General features: G+C 46.0%; 15 protein-coding genes. 6 read left to right on the forward strand and 9 right to left on the reverse strand.

Features of this window, described 5'->3' with window-relative positions; genetic code table 11:
• Positions 1 to 50 precede the first annotated feature (50 nt).
• Genes NG796_RS07370 through NG796_RS07385 form a run of 4 tightly spaced genes read left to right on the forward strand, consistent with a single transcriptional unit; the run spans position 51 to position 3,724 of the window.
• Positions 51 to 905, forward strand: coding sequence for an ImmA/IrrE family metallo-endopeptidase (locus tag NG796_RS07370; protein ID WP_261205255.1), 855 nt, complete (start codon positions 51 to 53; stop codon positions 903 to 905).
• Positions 898 to 1,716: a thymidylate synthase gene (locus tag NG796_RS07375; RefSeq protein ID WP_261205256.1), complete on the forward strand. Its 819-nt coding sequence runs from the start codon at positions 898 to 900 to the stop codon at positions 1,714 to 1,716. Before NG796_RS07370 ends, NG796_RS07375 begins: the two co-directional genes overlap by 8 nt.
• On the forward strand, positions 1,706 to 2,812 hold the full coding sequence (locus NG796_RS07380) for a nucleotide kinase domain-containing protein (RefSeq protein ID WP_261205257.1): 1,107 nt from the start codon (positions 1,706 to 1,708) through the stop codon (positions 2,810 to 2,812). The genes NG796_RS07375 and NG796_RS07380 overlap by 11 nt, the downstream gene beginning before the upstream one ends.
• A gap of 33 nt (positions 2,813 to 2,845) precedes the next feature.
• Complete coding sequence (locus tag NG796_RS07385) at positions 2,846 to 3,724, forward strand: nucleoside triphosphate pyrophosphohydrolase family protein (protein ID WP_261205258.1); 879 nt, start codon at positions 2,846 to 2,848, stop codon at positions 3,722 to 3,724.
• A 26-nt stretch (positions 3,725 to 3,750) separates the two neighbouring features.
• On the opposite strand, the gene acpS is transcribed toward NG796_RS07385, so the two are convergent.
• Together acpS and NG796_RS07395 are read right to left on the reverse strand one after the other, a co-directional pair.
• The gene (acpS, locus tag NG796_RS07390; RefSeq protein ID WP_261205259.1) at positions 3,751 to 4,155 is read right to left on the reverse strand and encodes a holo-ACP synthase; all 405 of its coding nucleotides are present in this window, start codon (positions 4,153 to 4,155) and stop codon (positions 3,751 to 3,753) included.
• A 79-nt stretch (positions 4,156 to 4,234) separates the two neighbouring features.
• Positions 4,235 to 4,714, reverse strand: a complete 480-nt coding sequence (locus NG796_RS07395) for a DUF1643 domain-containing protein (RefSeq protein WP_261205260.1) — start codon at positions 4,712 to 4,714, stop codon at positions 4,235 to 4,237.
• 318 nt (positions 4,715 to 5,032) lie between these two features.
• On the opposite strand from NG796_RS07395, the gene NG796_RS07400 reads away from it, so the two are divergent.
• Positions 5,033 to 5,305, forward strand: coding sequence for a Mo-dependent nitrogenase C-terminal domain-containing protein (locus NG796_RS07400; RefSeq protein ID WP_261205261.1), 273 nt, complete (start codon positions 5,033 to 5,035; stop codon positions 5,303 to 5,305).
• A 192-nt stretch (positions 5,306 to 5,497) separates the two neighbouring features.
• Here NG796_RS07400 and NG796_RS07405 read toward each other — a convergent pair whose 3' ends face one another.
• Together NG796_RS07405 and NG796_RS07410 are read right to left on the reverse strand one after the other, a co-directional pair.
• A complete protein-coding gene (locus tag NG796_RS07405) occupies positions 5,498 to 6,454 on the reverse strand; it encodes a hypothetical protein (RefSeq protein ID WP_261205262.1) in 957 nt (318 codons plus the stop codon).
• A 30-nt stretch (positions 6,455 to 6,484) separates the two neighbouring features.
• Complete coding sequence (locus NG796_RS07410; RefSeq protein ID WP_261205263.1) at positions 6,485 to 7,978, reverse strand: alpha/beta fold hydrolase; 1,494 nt, start codon at positions 7,976 to 7,978, stop codon at positions 6,485 to 6,487.
• 264 nt (positions 7,979 to 8,242) lie between these two features.
• Between NG796_RS07410 and NG796_RS07415 the strand changes: the two genes are divergently transcribed.
• The gene (locus NG796_RS07415) at positions 8,243 to 8,659 is read left to right on the forward strand and encodes a helix-turn-helix domain-containing protein (protein WP_261205264.1); all 417 of its coding nucleotides are present in this window, start codon (positions 8,243 to 8,245) and stop codon (positions 8,657 to 8,659) included.
• Positions 8,660 to 8,941: 282 nt separating this feature from the next.
• Here the strand turns inward: NG796_RS07415 and NG796_RS07420 are convergent, their stop codons facing one another.
• From NG796_RS07420 to NG796_RS07440, 5 genes are all read right to left on the reverse strand, one after another.
• Positions 8,942 to 9,460 carry a hypothetical protein gene (locus tag NG796_RS07420; protein ID WP_261205265.1) on the reverse strand — a complete coding sequence of 173 codons (519 nt, stop codon included), beginning with the start codon at positions 9,458 to 9,460 and terminating at the stop codon, positions 8,942 to 8,944.
• Positions 9,461 to 12,259 (reverse strand): DUF4157 domain-containing protein, encoded by a 2,799-nt coding sequence (locus NG796_RS07425; protein WP_261205266.1) that lies wholly within the window; start codon positions 12,257 to 12,259, stop codon positions 9,461 to 9,463.
• A 199-nt stretch (positions 12,260 to 12,458) separates the two neighbouring features.
• Positions 12,459 to 14,909 carry a DUF4157 domain-containing protein gene (locus tag NG796_RS07430; RefSeq protein ID WP_261205267.1) on the reverse strand — a complete coding sequence of 817 codons (2,451 nt, stop codon included), beginning with the start codon at positions 14,907 to 14,909 and terminating at the stop codon, positions 12,459 to 12,461.
• 187 nt (positions 14,910 to 15,096) lie between these two features.
• Positions 15,097 to 17,094: an ATP-binding protein gene (locus NG796_RS07435; RefSeq protein WP_261205268.1), complete on the reverse strand. Its 1,998-nt coding sequence runs from the start codon at positions 17,092 to 17,094 to the stop codon at positions 15,097 to 15,099.
• Between the two features lie 15 nt (positions 17,095 to 17,109).
• Positions 17,110 to 17,364 (reverse strand): hypothetical protein, encoded by a 255-nt coding sequence (locus NG796_RS07440; protein ID WP_261205269.1) that lies wholly within the window; start codon positions 17,362 to 17,364, stop codon positions 17,110 to 17,112.
• Positions 17,365 to 17,435 lie beyond the last annotated feature (71 nt).

Consider the following 17,435-nt stretch of genomic DNA (forward strand, 5'->3'; position numbering starts at 1 on the left):
GCATTACCCGCCTCAATCCGAACTGGGGGAGACAAACTGTGAGTAATCAGATGCAAGTATTGGCTCAACAAGCAATGCTTAAATCAATTGATGTGCGGAATCAAGCCGAATTTGATCTTAATAGCCCTATTTGCATCTATGGCTTGTGCGACAAGCTGAAGGTGAAAGTCCGGTTTGTTGACATCAGTATGGAAGGAATATACCTCAAAGGAGAGGAACCCAAAATTCTGCTTTCAGCATTAAGACCCCTTCCAAGGCGGAATTTTACCTGTGCTCATGAGCTTGGACATCACATTTTTGGGCATAGTTCGACGGTTGATGAACTCATAGAAGACTCAGACAAACCTAAGACCTTTAATCCAGACGAGTTTCTAGTTGACTCCTTTGCAGGTTTCCTACTCATGCCAATTTTAGCTGTCCGGAAGGCATTCGTTTCGCGCGGATGGGATGTTGCTTCAGTAACGCCTGTTCAAATTTTTACAATCGCCTGTAGTTTTGGTGTTGGCTACAAAACTTTGATCGATCACATGACTTATGCTCTAAAAATGATGAGTCGCTCGCAGGCGGCCTTGCTTCTTAAATCTACTCCTAAAGCTATCCGACAAGAAATTCTGGGGCGCTCATCAACAGACCCGTTAATCGTTGCTGATGCACAGTGGTCACTGCCTACAATAGATGCCGAGGTTGGAAGTCAGCTTTTACTGCCATCCTTGGCAGAGGCTACAAAGAATACTATTACTGTTCAAGCAGATCTTCCTTTAGGACGCCTCTTTCGAGCTAACCGTCCTGGGATCGTGCGCGTCCACTGCCCCAACAACAAATGGGCAGTATTTGTTCGCGTTTCGCGTTATCAGTTTGTTGGACTAAGTAAATATCGTCACCTTGAGGAGGTCGAAGATGAATAACAATGTGCCTCCCTTAATTGAAGAAACAAACCTCTCCCGTGCTTGGGCTCGTGCTTTTCTACACATCATCCATAATCCTGGCAAGGAGATTTCACCGCTGCTGATAACCTTAACAGGTTTTACTAATGGGGTCCCAGACGAAAATAAAGGAATTCGAGATGCACTCGACGATAGCCTCTTAGCTAACAGCAAGCAAAAAGTAGAAACAGTCGCAAACACGATCTTTCCTGCCGCTTACTGGCGGGTATCTAAGCATAATCGCCAAAAGTTATTTGATATCTATATCAAAAATTTACCCAGGATTAAGGCTCTTGCTGCTTCAAAAAATCGACGGGGTATTTACTTTGAAAGGCTGATAGCATTTGGTTCAGGCCCTGAAAATGGTAACCAACTTGAATACATTATTTCTCAATACAACTCGCGACCAAAAGTTAGAAGGAGTATGTTCCAAGCATCGGTTTTTGATCCTGCACGAGATCACGTTTCCAGTGCCCAAATTCCTTTTCCTTGCCTTCAACATATGAGCTTGGTACCACAGGGGAATAGCCTCACGGTCAACGCTTTCTATGCTACTCAACAGATATATGAAAAAGCCTATGGTAACTACTTGGGTCTTTGTAGACTGGGTGATTTTATGGCTCATGAAATGGGATTGACGTTGGGGCGTATGAACTGCTTCATTGGTGTAGCCAAGCTGGACACTATTACGAAGTCACATCACAGCCTAACTACCCTCATAAATGCAGCTCAAAATGAGTTGCATATAACAACTGCTCAACAGACAGGCGAGGGAATAAAACATGGTAACTAAACGTCGTAAACAGGTCAATGAAATCGAACAAAACAAACAATTAACTCTTGACTTTGGAGAGTATGGTAACGAACTAAGTTCTGCACCAGAGATCATTTCACATATTCTTCCTGCCAAGCCGACTGCTGTCTTCAATACTTACTGGCGATTTGCTGCCGAACGGCAAAAAATCTTTTTCAAAAAGCTAGAGAAAGCACCGATGCCTTGGACTGATGATCCAATTCTTTCGATATATAAATTTACTAATGCCTACCGCGCATCAGATCGTGTAAGCCAGTACCTAATACGCCATGTCATCTACCAGGATGAGCTTCCATCATCACTTAATGAGGTGTTCTTTAGAGTTATCCTATTCAAAATCTTCAACAAAATAGAAACGTGGCAGCTTTTGGAGGACAGGCTCGGTTCCATTATTTACGCGGAATATTCCTTTGAACGCTATGATCAAGTTCTTACTGATGCCATTCAGTCAGGTCAAACCATCTATTCTGCGGCATACATCATGCCGTCAGGGGCAACAAGCTTCGGAAACGCTGCAAAACACCGCAATCACCTCAAGCTAATCGAGTTGATGATGGTTAATGATTTACCAAAAAAACTTGCCGATGCTAAAACTATGCATCAAGGATTCGATTTGCTACGTGAATATCCAACTATCGGCGATTTCTTGGCATACCAGTTCATTACTGATGTTAACTATAGCGAAATTACTAACTTTAGCGAGATGGAATTTGTTATTCCTGGACCAGGGGCGCTAGATGGAATTCGCAAATGCTTTTCTGACCTCGGTGGGCTTAACGAACCAGAAATTATAAAGTTTATGGCAGATATTCAAGAGTCTGAGTTTGAGCGGCTAGGGCTCAATTTTCAGTCTCTCTGGGGAAGGAAGTTGCAATTGATCGATTGCCAAAATCTATTCTGTGAGGTCGATAAATATGCTCGAATGAAACATCCTGATATTTCAGGAATATCAGGTCGGACTCGCATAAAACAGAAGTATTCAGGTAAAGGACAACCACTAGATTACTGGTATCCACCCAAGTGGGGAATTAACCAAGCTATTAAGGAATCCAAAAAAATCAAGGCTGATATTTAGTTTGAGTTTAAATAGAATTTAAAGGAGTGGATAATGGATTTTCGCCAATATCAAGAAGAAGCACTCAAGACGGATCATATTCCTGCTGAAAATGATACCCAAATAATTGTACCCCTGCTCGGCCTAGCAGGTGAAGCCGGTGAGTTACTCAGTGAGTACAAAAAGTACCTTCGCGACGGCGAAGCACATAAGCTTTTCCCAGAACGGGTCGCAGAAGAATTAGGCGATCTACTCTGGTATATTGCTAATTTATCTAGCAAATTTAATCTTAATTTGGAACAAATTGCGGAAGGTAATCTTCAAAAATGTCGCGATCGTTGGGGATGGAGAGATTTAGTAGAAACAGGTGCGTACATATTTGACAGGGATTTTCCAGAACATGAGCGCTTACCACGTCAGTTTGTGGTCGAAATTACGGAGGTAAGCGAAAATAACTCAGTCAAGATGAAAGCATTTATTAATGGAGAACAGATTGGAGACCCGCTTACTGATAACTCCTACTCAAGTGATGGCTATCGATTTCACGACATTTTCCATTTCTCTTATGCCGCAGTTTTGGGTTGGTCGCCAGTTTCTCGTAGTAATGTTAAACGTAAGCGCAAAAGCAATCCCCAAATTGACGAAGTTGAAGATGGTGGTCGTGCAATAGCCATTGAGGAAGGTATATCAGCACTCGTCTTTAGCTATGCCAACAAACACAACTTATTGGAAGGAGTTGAAACTCTTGATTATGAACTGCTGAAAACCATCAAAAATATGACCGAACACTTAGAAGTAGCTAAGTGTTCGCTTGGGGATTGGGAAAAGGCTATCCTGCGCGGGTACGAAGTTTGGCGACAGGTTAAAAAAAAGCGTGGTGGAAATGTTGTTGTAAACCTTGATAAACGCTCCATAATCTATCAAGATAATTGAGATTAATCATTGATTGGTTCGGTAACTTATAAATCTGCTTGATCCAACATTGAACCCAAGGCAATTGCACTTGCTACCGCATAGGAATCTGTATGGCTTATACTCAAGAACCATGTTGTAACACCCAAGTCCGCTGCTATTTCTTGACATCTGCCATACAGAACTACTACAGGTTTACCTGTTGATAACCGTTCGATTTCAATATCAGTCCACGAAATTCCTTGAGTCCACCCTGTGCCAAGAGCTTTTAGAACCGCTTCTTTAGCTGCAAAACGACCTGTAAAGTATTGGACGCGGTTCATACTACATTCAGCAGTAAAGCACTCTTTCCCTGTGAAGCATCGCGCTTCAAAACGACTTCCAAAACGCTCTATTATTTTTTTAATACGTTTGGTTTCAACAATATCAATACCATAACCAATAATATCCATAATAGTAATTAGATCGACTTATAGCTAAACAATAAAACATTAGTATTTTTATGTGAAAAATGTAGAAACAAATTTAAGCCTATTTGGATGGGTAAAATACAGGCTTTATATTGCCTTTAACATACAGGGGATGGCGTGGATAGCCTCTCTGGGTAATTCCCAAACAGTAGAGTTCATCAAAGCTAGTTAAACAATCGAGGACCTCTCTACAACGGTTCTTAAACATACCATTATTACCCCAAGCTACTATAAGTTTATCCGCTGATTTAATAGCTTTTTCGAGATAGTAATCATTTTCTAACCCAATGGGATCTCTCACCTTTTTCAGTTCTGCTGGTTTTGAAGCTCGGTAAGCAAATAGGTTGACCACTTCAAGCGAACCATAACCCCAAGACTGAGCGAAACTGATGCAGCGCCGCACCGTAGGGTCATCATTAGTTGCATCCGCGCGACTAGGATTAAGCATAACAAAGGCGACCCTTGAAGCGTTAGGGTCCCACTCCCGCCATAACGAGTAGCGGTAGATCTCCATTAAGTCTATTACTGCACCTTTTTTCATAGTTGTTCCATCTGAACATTCCAGAAAATTTTCCCTCAACTATTGGTAAATTGGCAAGTCTCCTAAAGGGCCGCTACCATCCTCAAACGAAATCGCCGCTAAAACGCTAGAGGTCGTTACCCGGCTTGCCCGGGATTATCCGAGTTGATTTGACGATCGCCAGCAGGCAAACTTTCCGCGCGCTTCACACAAACTTCACAATAGGGCGAGAAGCTTTACAATTTCTTTACACAAGTTTTGCTTAACTCTTGTACCTTGAAAGATAGGAAACGTTTATATCCCAAGCTGAACACCGATCGCATTCCCAGAGGTGCTGTTATGAGGCAATTCTTGTTTACTCTCTCCCACCCCATCCGTCAATGGCTGGATCAGATTGAAATCCGAGATCCAGATGTTGCTCGACTCCTCTACAAATTGATTCCCGCTCAATGTCCCTTCGCCCGAGATATCAAAATCGGGGGTCGTGTCATTCTCCAGATTCCCCCCCTATGTAAGCTCAATCCCTTCTATGAGCAGCTAATGGGACTGAGATTTCGGGCACTGTGCTACCTTGTGGATGAATGTGGCATTGATATCCAAGCCGTTTCATGAACTACCACTCTTGAATCAAAGATTACAATAGTGGCTTTCTCCCAAGCAGATTGCCCAACCGTAGATTTGTTGCATCCTCTAAGGTTGGGTCATACATCTGGACAGTAGGCTTTGTCCCGGGTCCTGCCAGTCAATCAGGGTCAAAAACATTCCTCAACCGAAACCCCCACTAAAACGCTAGAGGTTGTCACACTAATTGTCCGGAATTATCCGAGTTGATTTGACGATCGCCTCGAAGATGGGGACATCCCTCGGTTCATATTGCTTTAAGGTTTCCGCCTTGAATACATAAGCGCTGCTGGGAGTCCAAATTAAGCCTTGGACATTCACTAAATCAATATCCGTTCCTTCATAAGACCATTGCATCTGGCGGAGATAGGCCAGATGCGGTCCTAGGGAAAACTGCTCTTGTTTCAAAATTTCATAGTCAGAATACAGGAGGCGGTGAGTTGCTTCGGACTTGCGAATCGCTTCCTCCAAACCTGCTGGAGTCTTATCGGTGGGAATTGTGCGGGTACAACTGATGCGAGGGTGATATCCATCCAATTCTGGAACTGCTGGAGCGATCGCCTGAAATTGATTCTCCTGGAGTTCTTGTACTGACCAGGACGCAGGGATTAAAATCGATACCCCCAATCTGGGATTAAAATAACTAATCTGCGTCAAGGGGTCACTCCTTAAGGCTGTTCTACCCAGTCCCATTCCGATAAATCGAATTGAACCGACAGCTTGCTCAAAAACAGGCAGCAATGACTCGGCAAACTGCCTCTCGACGATTCCGATCGCGCTGTAAAGGGCATCCGGAAGTTGAATACAAGCTTGATAGTGGGTTACCTGTCTATTAAATTCAGGGTCATAGAAGCTAAAAATATCCACTCTCGCCGGAAAATTATCAACCGTCAGGGGGTAGCGATCGCGAATTTCCAGAGGTGGAGGGTATAACTGCAACAATTCTTCCGCAAGGCGATCGCACCCATCGGACACCCGTTCCCACACAGACAAGGGAACCCGTTGAATTAAAAGCTGGGGATGATAGGGGCCCTCCGATGTACAGCTATAGCTCACCCGTTCCCTGTTGCTTTCCCCTTCGTGCCAATCCTCTGGGAGTTCTAGGGAAACACCCATTTCTGCACTGTAATAAGGGGTCAACTGAATCCTCGGTGATGGCTGCATGAGAGATTAAAACAGATTTTTCCAGAGATTTCGCGTCGAATCATAAATGCTAGAAGCCCCACTAGCAATTTTATCCCCCACATAAGAAGCACCTGTAGCAATTTTATCCCCTACATAAGAAGCACCTGTAGCAATGCTAGAAGCCCCACTAGCAATTTTATCCCCCACATAAGAAGCACCCGCAGCAACGCCACTCCCAATCTTCTTCGCCCCTCGGTAGGCACTGAGTACGGCACCCGGTACGGCACCCAATAGCGTTCTACCGCCCCATTCTGTTAAAATTTGGCGGAACCAATAGGGATATTCTTCAAACTTCTCCACTTTGCCCTGATGGTTAGCTTTATGTTCGGCAACGCCTAATTCTTCCAACATCTCATCGGTCAAGCCAAGGGCATCGCGCTGGTCTTTGAAGGCATCGCTATTGAGTAAATATTGAATATGAGAGGTCGGACTGCTGCCGACTTGGTGCAAGAGCACCTCTCCAGCCAGATGCTTACCCCCGGCAACATCTACGATATCCCCGGTGGCGATGTGATGCCGAACTTCTTCGGGACGTTCACTGGCATCTAACTTGCCAAACATATAGGATTGGATGCGATTGATGGCAGGGGCTTGAAAGGTAACAACGCGACGAACTTTATTAGGAAACGCAGACGCAGCGTGTTGAGCCAGGGCACCGCCGAGACTGTGACCCACAACATCCACTTTGCCACCGGCAGTCGCGATCGCCTCAGCGACTTTTTTCTGTTGTCTTTTGAAGGCCGTAAAACCAATGGCGATCGGATCAAGATCAGCCAGGAGGTCGGATACATCGTCTGGGCTTGTTCCCTTAAAAGCCAGAATGGGAGTCCGGCCTCCCTTCTCTACCGGCATGAGTAATCCCATGAAAAAGCCTTCACCGCGAATAGTGAGAGTCCAATTTCGCTGGTAGCCTCGGGTAGCCAGCCAATCTCCTGCGGCAGCCGGGAGGGTGTCTCCTTGATAGGCGAAACGGTGACCGATGATTTCATATTCGATATCTTCGGATTTAATTTGCGGCTGGGCATCGGTGCGATCGCCGCTATCCCGTTGAATAGTTAGGGGCTTAGTTTGCAAGGACACAGGGGTAAAGTTCTGTTCCTGGCGTTGACTCTTCCGCTGAATCTGGGGTGAGGAGAAAAGTTTACCCTGAATGGATTCGCCCGGGTAGCCGATTTTCTGAGATACCTTCGCCCCCTGGCAGTCGGCTTCTTGCTCGTATGTATCCTGGGGTGCGCCGATTATCAGTTTAGGTTGAATCGGGACCCGAGGCGAAAAGTCAACACGAGAGAGGCGATCGCCTGCGCCATAGCTTTGCTTACCCGATCCCTCATAGCTGGGCATACTCCGGCTGCCCAGGGTTTCGGGAACTTGGGTTTGGAGTTTCGGCACTTCCCTAGGAGTCTGTAACCCGAACGGCCTCACCCTGGGAGTGGGTGCAGGGTTAGGCCATTTTTTTTGAATGCGTTCTCCTGTAGCCATAAGTAGGCTCTCTCGAAGTATTGAGAAATTATCTTTCTAGTTTAGCATCGGTGAAATAGTCATTCATCTTTGAAAAGACTGAGAAATAGCCAAAATTGACCAGGGGTTAGGCCAGGGATGGGAGCCTGAGCGATCGCCCTGTTTGAAGGGACCTTGGTGGAAGAAGGCGATCGCTTATGAATCTCCAAATCGCCGCTAAAAGGCTAGACAACTTAGCCGAGAACTGGCAAAATAAACTATTACGTTGTTATTTTAATTGTTGCCATGCTAGTTGGAACCAAAGAAGTCGCTAAGTTATTGGGAGTGTCCAGCGATCGAGTCAGACGGTTGCTCTTGGATGGGAGGGTTCATGGAGCTTATAAAATTAGCAATGTTTGGGTAATTCCCCTAAAAAATGGAATGCCCATACTCAGCAAGGGGAAGCGCGGCCCAAAGCCAACGTGGAAAGCCTTGCGCCGGGAGGTGATGACTTGCATTCATGTCAACCGGACTCGGATTAGCCAAAATTACAAGCATGGGGAAAATCTGCCGGTTCTCAGCGTTAAACGCGGCAGCAGTAATCAATATGGCTATGAGGTGGAAGTGACCGGACCCTGCCGAGTGGTGTATCGACCGGATCAGCCGAAAGACTGTGGAGCCAAGGTTTGGATTGAGACCCTTTCGCCCGTATTAATTGCGTAAGCGATCGGTTTGGTGGCTTAGTCTTTGTCAGAGGTAAGAAAATGCCTCTTGAAGAGGAGAAGTTGCCTCGAAATAAAGTCAAAAGTCTGGTTATATAAGGATACCCGCACAGGTTTAAGGTTTATGACGATTGAGTTATAAATTCCCTTTTTTGTGTAGGTGTTCCATACCGTTGTGTAGAGACAAACCGAGTTTCTTCACAAAATTTCTGCTTGCTTTGCCGCTAATCACAGCGGTAAAACCCGGTTGATTGTCTTCTTCACGCAATAGTTACGGGACGCTCTATATCCCCTGCATCACTTCATCAGTAGATTTTTTTTGAGTTGCCACTGATTCAATGAGATCCCCCAGCATCAATGAGGTGTAATTAAACAGAGTAACAACTTCTGCGGTGGCTTCTTCTGCTAGGAGGTTAGCCGCAGGTAAGGTTTGAATATAACGGTGATGGATCTTTGGCTTATCCGCTGTGATACTGAAATGACCCAAAACACTTTTATTGTTGACTTCTACAAGAAGTTTATAAACTTCCAGATAAGCTTGGGGGTGAATTTCAAAGGGAAGTTCTAGGAAATATTGTAACAACAGAATATTTTGGGTATCTTCCTCAGTTAACGGGTAGAAGGTACAAGCCATTTCGCGAACGCGATCGGCAGAATCATGATCGAGTTGAGCCACCAGAGTAGGGTAGGGAATTTCAGGCGATCGCTCGATCAACTCAGCCGGATATCCCAACCCTTGAATAATCTCTTGGAGATATCCTAACTCCACTAAATGGCGAGCATAAATTGCTTCTAAGTTCATCTAAAACTCCCGCTTGTACAATGATTTGAGAATCAAGGATGCTTGTTCATTGGGTTTCCCATTCAGACGATAGAGTGCCTTGGGTTCGCATCCGGTGGCGTGAATAAATAGTTCAACCCTAGCACTAGACAACCGGAATCGATCCAGTTTGCTCGCCTTATCTGCTGGTAGATCCCCAGGCAAAGGAACATGATCATTCAGTTTATTCACCATTTTAAAGATAATGGCCGTATGTCGTTTCCGTTCCTCCAACTTGGCTATATCTGATTTATTGGCATTAAACATCCATTGAGAAAATGTCCCGGCCTCTCCCTTAGCTTGACTTTCTGCGGCTTTCTTCCGACCATATTGTTTTAAGGAACGGAAGAAGGGCAGACTCAGATCAACCCCCGCTGCACTCGCTTTGAGCGCAACCCCAACGGTTGCCCCAGCCCCTGTTAAGTTAGCAATACTGCCCGCAATCTTAACCGCATCAGAACTCAGGTGAATCGATTGACGAATGATTCGCTTTTGGTTGCCTGACTTGAGCTCATCAGCTAAATCTACTTCTTCAATATCTTCCTGACTTAGCCCACTGTGGGTTGCATAAGCGCTCATTTCCCCTTGCTTAGACGTAATTTTTGTGGCGGCTGCATTGATCTTCGCCGCAGTGATACTAACTTTCTGTTGTAACTCTTCTTTTTCTTTGCGAATTCCTGATCGGAATAGAGTACCATTCAGCTTCTCATTAATTACCTCAATCTCTTTTTGTTTGGCAGTGATTTGGCTAGAGTGAAGTTTAATCTTCTGCTGATTGGTTTTTATGGCTGCTTGATCGGGTGTTTTACCAGCTTGGAGTAGGCTATTTTGTTTTTCCAACTGCAATTTATCCGCTTCGATCTGCTGCCGTTCAGTTTCTAGTGTTTGTTTTTTACTTTCTAATTCAGTTTGTTGGGTAGACAGTTGATCAATTATTTGCTGGCGAGATTGATTCTTCGCTATTTTAGCGCTTTTGCGGGTCTCCAAATTGGTGATTTCAGCCCGTTGGGTGGCATATTCTTTCTTCGCTGCACTGACTTTTGTTTTATCGCCTTTCCCTTGTCCTTCTAAGTCTTTAACAATATCTGAGGAAGCTGTTCGCATTTTACTCCAGTGGTAAGCCGATGTCGCCAGATAATAACTTTCCATGATCATCTTGACGGCATTAATGGCAATATCAAGTCCGGGAACAGCATCAGCCAACCCCCCAACCGGGCCATTAAAAATTTCAATAAAGCTTTTAATGCTATCCACAACCCCTTTTGCGGTTGACAAAGCACCGGAAATAATCTCGGAGCCTACTTTGGCATACTCAGGCTTGCCAAATTTTTCGTCACTTGACCACATTTTAATCAGATCAATCACACTTTTAATCGTCTTAACCGCTCCTCCCAATGTTTCAAAGGCGCTGGCAAAACTCCCACTCCAGCCACTAACCTCTTTAGCGTTCTTCGCTCCACTAGACTCGCTTTCTGAGGCGGCTGAAATTATCCCACTGATTCCAGCCGTGGCTTTACCGGAATTAACAACGATTCCATTCCAAATCATGTCAACCCAATCGCCGAATTCTTTCTTACCCCCCACTAACCCTTTAATGGACAAAGCCATCCCGAGAAGACCACCTGCGGTTCCTAAAGAGCCAGAAGAGATGTCAACATCCGTCGTGCTGCTCCCTTTCTTTTCCATCTCTTTGCTGAAGTCATCTAGGCTGTCCTTGCTCACACTGATGGCTGAATCATTAAATCCCCCTAACAGGTCATCTTCATTTTCAGGATTTTCAGCATTTCCGACCGTAATCCCTTGAAAAATTTTAGTGGCTCTAACATACCCCTCTCCTTGAGCCGTGCGATACCATTCAATTTTCCCTTCTACATTAATATGATCGCTATCATTATCACTAATTTCAACCAATGTGCCCGGAGCAATATTAGCTCCTACGGTGCCTTTATCTTTCCCATCAATAACCTTGTGGAGACGAGTTTTAGCGCTGATGACCATACCCTTGCGTTGCACCAAGGGGTTTGAAGTTTGCAGGGCTTGATGTGCTGCTGAGATGAGCGGGGTATTACTTTGGCGCTGTACTGTGGGGCTGCCGCCCTGTTGGATGGTGTGGGTTAATTCGTGAGCGAGTAATTCTTTCCCACTTGAACTACTGGGGTTATATTCCCCCTGCTTGAAAAAGATATTGTTTCCCGTGGTAAAAGCACGAGCACTTAGGGAACGGTTGAGGGTGTCAGCGGTGTTATTGGTATGAACTCTGACGCCACTAAAGTCAGCACCAAAGGCCCCCTCCATTTGGCGACGAATCGGTTCCCCTAGGGGCCTTCCACTGCTTCTGGCTTGACTGATGGTACTTTCTAAGTCTGATGATGCTGTTCCTCCCTCTACGGCTTCCCGGCGTTGTACCGTCAGTCTCATGATTGAAGGTGGGGAGAACAGTTGACGCTGCAAAGCATTCCCACCTCCGTTTGTATCCGGCGGGGTGGGGGTACTAATGTGTTTGACGACCTGGCGAGCAATGGTATCAGCTTCTTGCTCGTATTTATCATCCGGTGCGCCGATCGCGAGTTTGGGTTGGATGGGTGGGGGTGCAGAAACATCGATGCGCGAGAGGCGGTTTCCTCCGACTGGTCCCGATTCTGCTTTGGTTTGCAGTTCCGGTGCGGTTGCTGTTTCGGGTTCGGCAGGCATTCCAAAAGGACGGGGTTTGAACATTCCCGTGACAGGAGTCTGCGTGGCGTTCGAGGGTCCTTTTTTCTGAATCTGCCGTCCGGTTGCCATAGTCTCGCCTCAGCAATCGTATTGATAGAGTATTTAATCTACTTTTTCATCAACCGGCGATTATTTCTATTGGACTAAAGTCTAGCTTTAAGAACTACACTCTTGATTCCAAAACTATTCATCGGGCCCTATCGACAAAGCACCCTCTGGCTGTATTTAGAGTCCCCAAAGCGCAGCCATAACTTCCCCACCCCAGAATCTAATTGTGGATAATATGTCCAAAATAAGTTTGGGAAGTTTCGAGACTAGGGGCTGATAATTCATTAGCCCGAGTCCGAACTAGAGTGTTAAATTCCGTTGCCATCTGTAAAATTTTCACCTTAAGTTCAGATGCTGTCTTCACACCCAAAATTGTCTGCATCGCTGCTTCAGCCGCTTGATTTTTTTTCTCATCTGTATCCAGTTCAGCTTTATTTCCTTTTCGGATTTCCACTAACTGTTTATTAATTTCTTGGGCAATTTTATCAGAAGTTCCGCGTTGACTTTCAATCTTTAACGCAAAATCCGGATCCGGAAAATGGTATTGACGCAACTCGGCAACTGCCAAAAATAATCGGTACAAGTATTTAGAAGATCGATAGAAAATTTTACCATCCTGTGCACCAGCATAATGATTCAAATCTTTAAGAAAATCACCAAGCTGCTCATTAAAGGATTGCAAAAAGTGTTCGGGCTTGAGCGAACTCATAATCGCTGCTTTTTGTTCTGGGTTTTTGGACCCCTGAATCCCTGCTACAATATGTTTAACCGCTCCTTCGCTATGATAGGCTTCGGCGGCAAAGAAGCAAGCTTCTCCTAGAATTTGTTTAACTTGCGCTCTGAGAACTTTAACCTGTTCTGAAAACTTCTCTTGGTCGCCTAACTGCCGAATAGTGGCTTGGATTTGACGAACTTTCCTCATGCGTTCTAGGTAAAGTTGGTTACTCTTCTGAAGAACTAAATCAGGGTTTTCATGAGTTATAGCTTGGAGCTTTTCCGACCCTAATAATTGGTCGCGGAGCATAGACCGGAGTTTATTATCTGGGGATTTAATTTGAGATAAAGCTGCTTCTTCTTCTGGGCCCAAGGTAATCGGGTGTGCGCCTGTCTTTTTGGGCAAATCTGGGTCGTTTTCTTCTTCTACTTTCTCCAACAGTTCATGGGCAAAAATTTGATAAACTGAATCGGCTTCTTCATACTGAAGAAGGGTTAATTTTTTTCGCGCTGGGTCGTCGATACTTTGCACCACCTCATCCACATATCTATCCCATTCCACTTGCTTCATGTAGCGGCGTTGTTTCACTAAAGCAGCGACATCTTGAGACAGATGACCCATTGCACCCAATACTCCATCAGGTTGCTCCAGATCTGCATCAGGCTTTTGATCGGATATGGCGGATTCGTCGATATTTTCTTGAACTTTTAGGTAATCTTTCGCATACAAGTTCGTATCAAACAAAGTACCTGGTTCCACCCCAAATTCTTTCCGAACTTGAATATTAAACCATTCGATAGCTTCAACATCCTCTCCTGAATTGGGAGTGGAAATCGTGATGTCATAGTCTGAGGTCGGATCTTGGCTCCCGACAGATTTGGCAATTAAAGTGGGATACTTATCACGCAGAACATTAATTAATGAGTCTACATACCACTGTCGAAAGTCGAAGAATTTCCACATACTTTCCTTCTGACTTGCATATAGTTGTTTAACTTTATCCCAACTTTGACATTCTTTGAGTTTGTCGCGGATCCAGAAATAATCTTGGATCATGTGGAATTTAGATCCTTCCCGTTTAGCGTCAGATTGGGGGGATGGAGCAGAGGCAGCAGGAGCCGATTCTGGAACTGCTGCGCTGGCTTCTTCAACCGGATTCAAAACCTGTGCTTCTTCCACAGGGAGTAGTCTTAGACCTCTGGCTTGGCGAATTCGGTTGGCGTGTTTAATCTGGTCAGGGGTGAGATCGCGTTGAATGGTGGAACTGCCACTCTGTTGTACTACATGAGTCAGTTCGTGAGCGAGTAATTCTTTCCCACTGGAACTACTCGGATTGTATTCCCCTTGCTTAAAAAAGATATTGTTGCCGGTTGTAAAAGCACGAGCGCTTAGGGAGCGGTTGAGGGTGTCGGCTGTGTTATTGGTATGAACGCGCACGTTACTAAAGTCAGCACCAAATGCCCCCTCCATCTGACGACGAATCGGTTCCCCGATCGCCCTTCCACTACTTCTAGCTTGACGAATCGTACTTTCCAAGTTTGATGAAGCTTCTCCCCCCTCTACGGCTTCCCGCCGTTGCACCGTCAGTCTCATGATTGAAGGGGTGGAACACATTTGACGCTGCATAGCATCTCCCCCTCCGTTTGTATCCGGGGGGGTGGGGGTACTAATTTGTTTGACGACCTGACGTGCAATGGTATCAGCTTCTTGTTCGTATTTATCGTCCGGTGCGCCGATCGCGAGTTTGGGTTGGATGGGTAGGGGTTCAGAAACAGGGAGGGGAGAGAGGCGGCTTCCCCCAACTTGTCCCTGTTCTGCTTTGGTTTGCAGTTCTGCTGCGTTTGCGGCTAGGGGTTCCGCAGGTATGGCAAACGGACGAGGTTTGAACATCCCTGTGGCAGGAGTCTGTGTAGCGTTCGATTGGGCTTTTTTCTGATTCTGCCGTCCGGTTGCCATAGTCTCGCCTCAGCGATCGCCTTGATTGAGTATTTGCTTTATTATTTCATGAGACGGTAACTCGGGTCTATTTGACTAAGGTCGAGGATGGGATGGAATCAAGAGAGGATTAACCTCTGATTAACCTGACTTTCACAGCTTCTGCGGATTGGTCTTGTTCGGTGTCCCAATCGATGGAATCTGGGGTTTAAATCCATCCTTTAATCTCCATATCGGTCAAGGGTCGTTCTAATTTCATATATTCACTTTTTGACGCTTCAAGGATATGTTTCATCATCACGGGTTCGTTAGCATCGGCGGCAATAAAGGCGGAGTTTAAGGCAATATTGCGGATGTTTCCTCCAGCGACGTTGAGTTTAGCGAGTTTGGGATAATTTAACCCTTCGGTTGGGGTTTGTTTGGGGAAGATGCGTCGCCAAATTTCTTCTCGTTGATTGGCGTCGGGGAAGGGGAATTGAATGACGAAGCGGATGCGGCGGAGGAAGGCTTGGTCTAAGGAACTTTTGAGGTTGGTGGTGAGGATGGCTAATCCGCGATAGGCTTCCATGCGTTGCAGCAGGTAGGCAACTTCGATGTTGGCATGGCGATCGTGGGAATCTTTGACTTCGCTGCGTTTGCCAAATAAGGCGTCGGCTTCGTCGAAAAGGAGGATGGACCCGCCTGCTTCGGCGGAGTCGAAGACTCGGCGGAGGTTTTTCTCGGTTTCTCCGATATATTTACTAATGATGGAACTGAGGTCGATGCGATACAGATCGAGGTGCAGTTCTTGGGCAATAATATCGGCGGCCATTGTTTTGCCGGTCCCGCTGGCACCGGCAAAGAGGGCGGTGATGCCTAATCCTCGGCCACTTTTCCCCCCAAATCCCCAGGTTTCGTAAACTTTAGCCCGTTGTCGCACATGGGCGATGATTTCTCGGAGGGTGTCTCGTTGGATGTCGGGGAGTACGAGGTCCTCCCACTGGCTACCGGATTCGATGCGTTGGGCGAGGTCTTCCATACGCGATCGCGCCTGGATGCGGCAAGTCTCCCACAGTTGGTTGCCAAAGTCGGTGCTGTTGTCGGTGGCGATCGCCTGGGTTCCTTTGGTTTTGAGGCAGGCGGCACGAATGGCCGGGGCACTGAGGCTAAAATGGGAGACTAAGGTTTCAATATGACCGTTTAAGCTGGCCGCAGATGCACCGAGAGTATTGACCCAGAGTTCCCGTTGTTCCTGGGATGAGGGTTGTTCGACTTCAAAGGTGATTAAGGGACGTTGCCGGGGATGGCGGCGATCGCGGCTGGTAATCAGTAAGGGCTGGTCATAGTTTTCGATAATTCGGGCGATCGCACTTTCTCGGGCCACATCATTACTATCAATTTCATCGCAGTCTAAGAGAAGGGCGCTGTTATTTAAAAATGCCTCTCTCTCCCATAACCGCATCAGTTCGGTGATTTCCCCCAAGGCGATGGGGATGACATCCCCTGCCATGACGTGCAGATTCCACCCGATCGCACTACAAACCCCCGAGGCGATCGCCCGCTTACTCGCGACATCACTGCCACATAATTGGACAATGGGCACTTTGCCCATCTCTTCACTCACCAGCATTCCCGCCACCTGTTCAGCTAACTGGCGATGAGACCCACATAAACGGTCCATTTCCCCAACCTGGATGGGAATGCGGGTGACTGCTGCTACTAACCGTTCCTCTGGATGTTCTATCCCGACTAAATAATGCAACACCCGTTCATCAATTCTCAAGGGACTCTGGGTGAGGGCATTTCCCACTCCGATATCCAGGAGTCGCCACCGGCGCAATGCCCCCACCGGGGTGAGTGCCATCCAATTGGGTGAGGGTAAGACATCCAAAGCCAGATTAAACGTAGGATATTGGGCTTGATTATCCCCTTGTGCTGTAGCACACAGTGTTCCCCAAGTACCATCCAGTTCCATCCCCGCACATAACAGCAGGATGTCCCGTTCAAAACCCGATAACCCAAAACGCTCGCTGAGTTCGTCTAAACTTGGAGGGGTCTGCAAATTCCAAGCGATCGCCTGTTCTGGAAGCGAAAAGAATTCTGCTGTATCAAATTCGGCCTCTGGATTCAGGCGTTGGATGTGAAGTTGTAAATAGGAACGAACCCGGGCGATCGCTGCCATTAAATACTCTTGATTGGCGATCGACCAAGTTTTAGTCGGACTCATTTTGACTCCAGACATTTATCCACCAATTTCTTTAATCAAGTTTTCCAAGTAACTCTGAGCTTCCTGGGGAGTCATCATCAACGCTTCCCCTTTGCGCAAAATTTCATACTTCCCACCGCGATATCCATGTCCCACAATCAACCCCATTTTAACCGCTCGATTCCCCAACTCATTTAACTGATTGATACTCATCATATCCACCTCTTGAATCAACCGATTTTTTAACTCGTCTTCGTTCATCATAGTTTTTGGGTGTAAGTGATTGGTCATTGGTCATGTTTCCCTAATTTTCTCAATTTATCCCATTAATCCTCCCCGGTTATAAAAATCTATTTTGGTTT

Origin of the sequence: Laspinema sp. D2d (genome assembly GCF_025370755.1) — a bacterium.
Taxonomy (GTDB): Bacteria; Cyanobacteriota; Cyanobacteriia; order Cyanobacteriales; family Laspinemataceae; genus Laspinema.

Excerpts from the sequence above, each read along its gene's own strand:
- NG796_RS07370 (WP_261205255.1), top strand. The coding sequence starts at position 51 with ATGCAAGTATTGGCTCAACAAGCAATGCTTAAATCAATTGATGTGCGG.
- NG796_RS07375 (WP_261205256.1), top strand. The coding sequence starts at position 898 with ATGAATAACAATGTGCCTCCCTTAATTGAAGAAACAAACCTCTCCCGT.
- NG796_RS07380 (WP_261205257.1), top strand. The coding sequence starts at position 1,706 with ATGGTAACTAAACGTCGTAAACAGGTCAATGAAATCGAACAAAACAAA.
- NG796_RS07385 (WP_261205258.1), top strand. The coding sequence starts at position 2,846 with ATGGATTTTCGCCAATATCAAGAAGAAGCACTCAAGACGGATCATATT.
- acpS (WP_261205259.1), bottom strand. The coding sequence starts at position 4,155 with ATGGATATTATTGGTTATGGTATTGATATTGTTGAAACCAAACGTATT.
- NG796_RS07395 (WP_261205260.1), bottom strand. The coding sequence starts at position 4,714 with ATGAAAAAAGGTGCAGTAATAGACTTAATGGAGATCTACCGCTACTCG.
- NG796_RS07400 (WP_261205261.1), top strand. The coding sequence starts at position 5,033 with ATGAGGCAATTCTTGTTTACTCTCTCCCACCCCATCCGTCAATGGCTG.
- NG796_RS07410 (WP_261205263.1), bottom strand. The coding sequence starts at position 7,978 with ATGGCTACAGGAGAACGCATTCAAAAAAAATGGCCTAACCCTGCACCC.
- NG796_RS07415 (WP_261205264.1), top strand. The coding sequence starts at position 8,243 with ATGCTAGTTGGAACCAAAGAAGTCGCTAAGTTATTGGGAGTGTCCAGC.
- NG796_RS07420 (WP_261205265.1), bottom strand. The coding sequence starts at position 9,460 with ATGAACTTAGAAGCAATTTATGCTCGCCATTTAGTGGAGTTAGGATAT.
- NG796_RS07425 (WP_261205266.1), bottom strand. The coding sequence starts at position 12,259 with ATGGCAACCGGACGGCAGATTCAGAAAAAAGGACCCTCGAACGCCACG.
- NG796_RS07430 (WP_261205267.1), bottom strand. The coding sequence starts at position 14,909 with ATGGCAACCGGACGGCAGAATCAGAAAAAAGCCCAATCGAACGCTACA.
- NG796_RS07435 (WP_261205268.1), bottom strand. The coding sequence starts at position 17,094 with ATGAGTCCGACTAAAACTTGGTCGATCGCCAATCAAGAGTATTTAATG.
- NG796_RS07440 (WP_261205269.1), bottom strand. The coding sequence starts at position 17,364 with ATGACCAATCACTTACACCCAAAAACTATGATGAACGAAGACGAGTTA.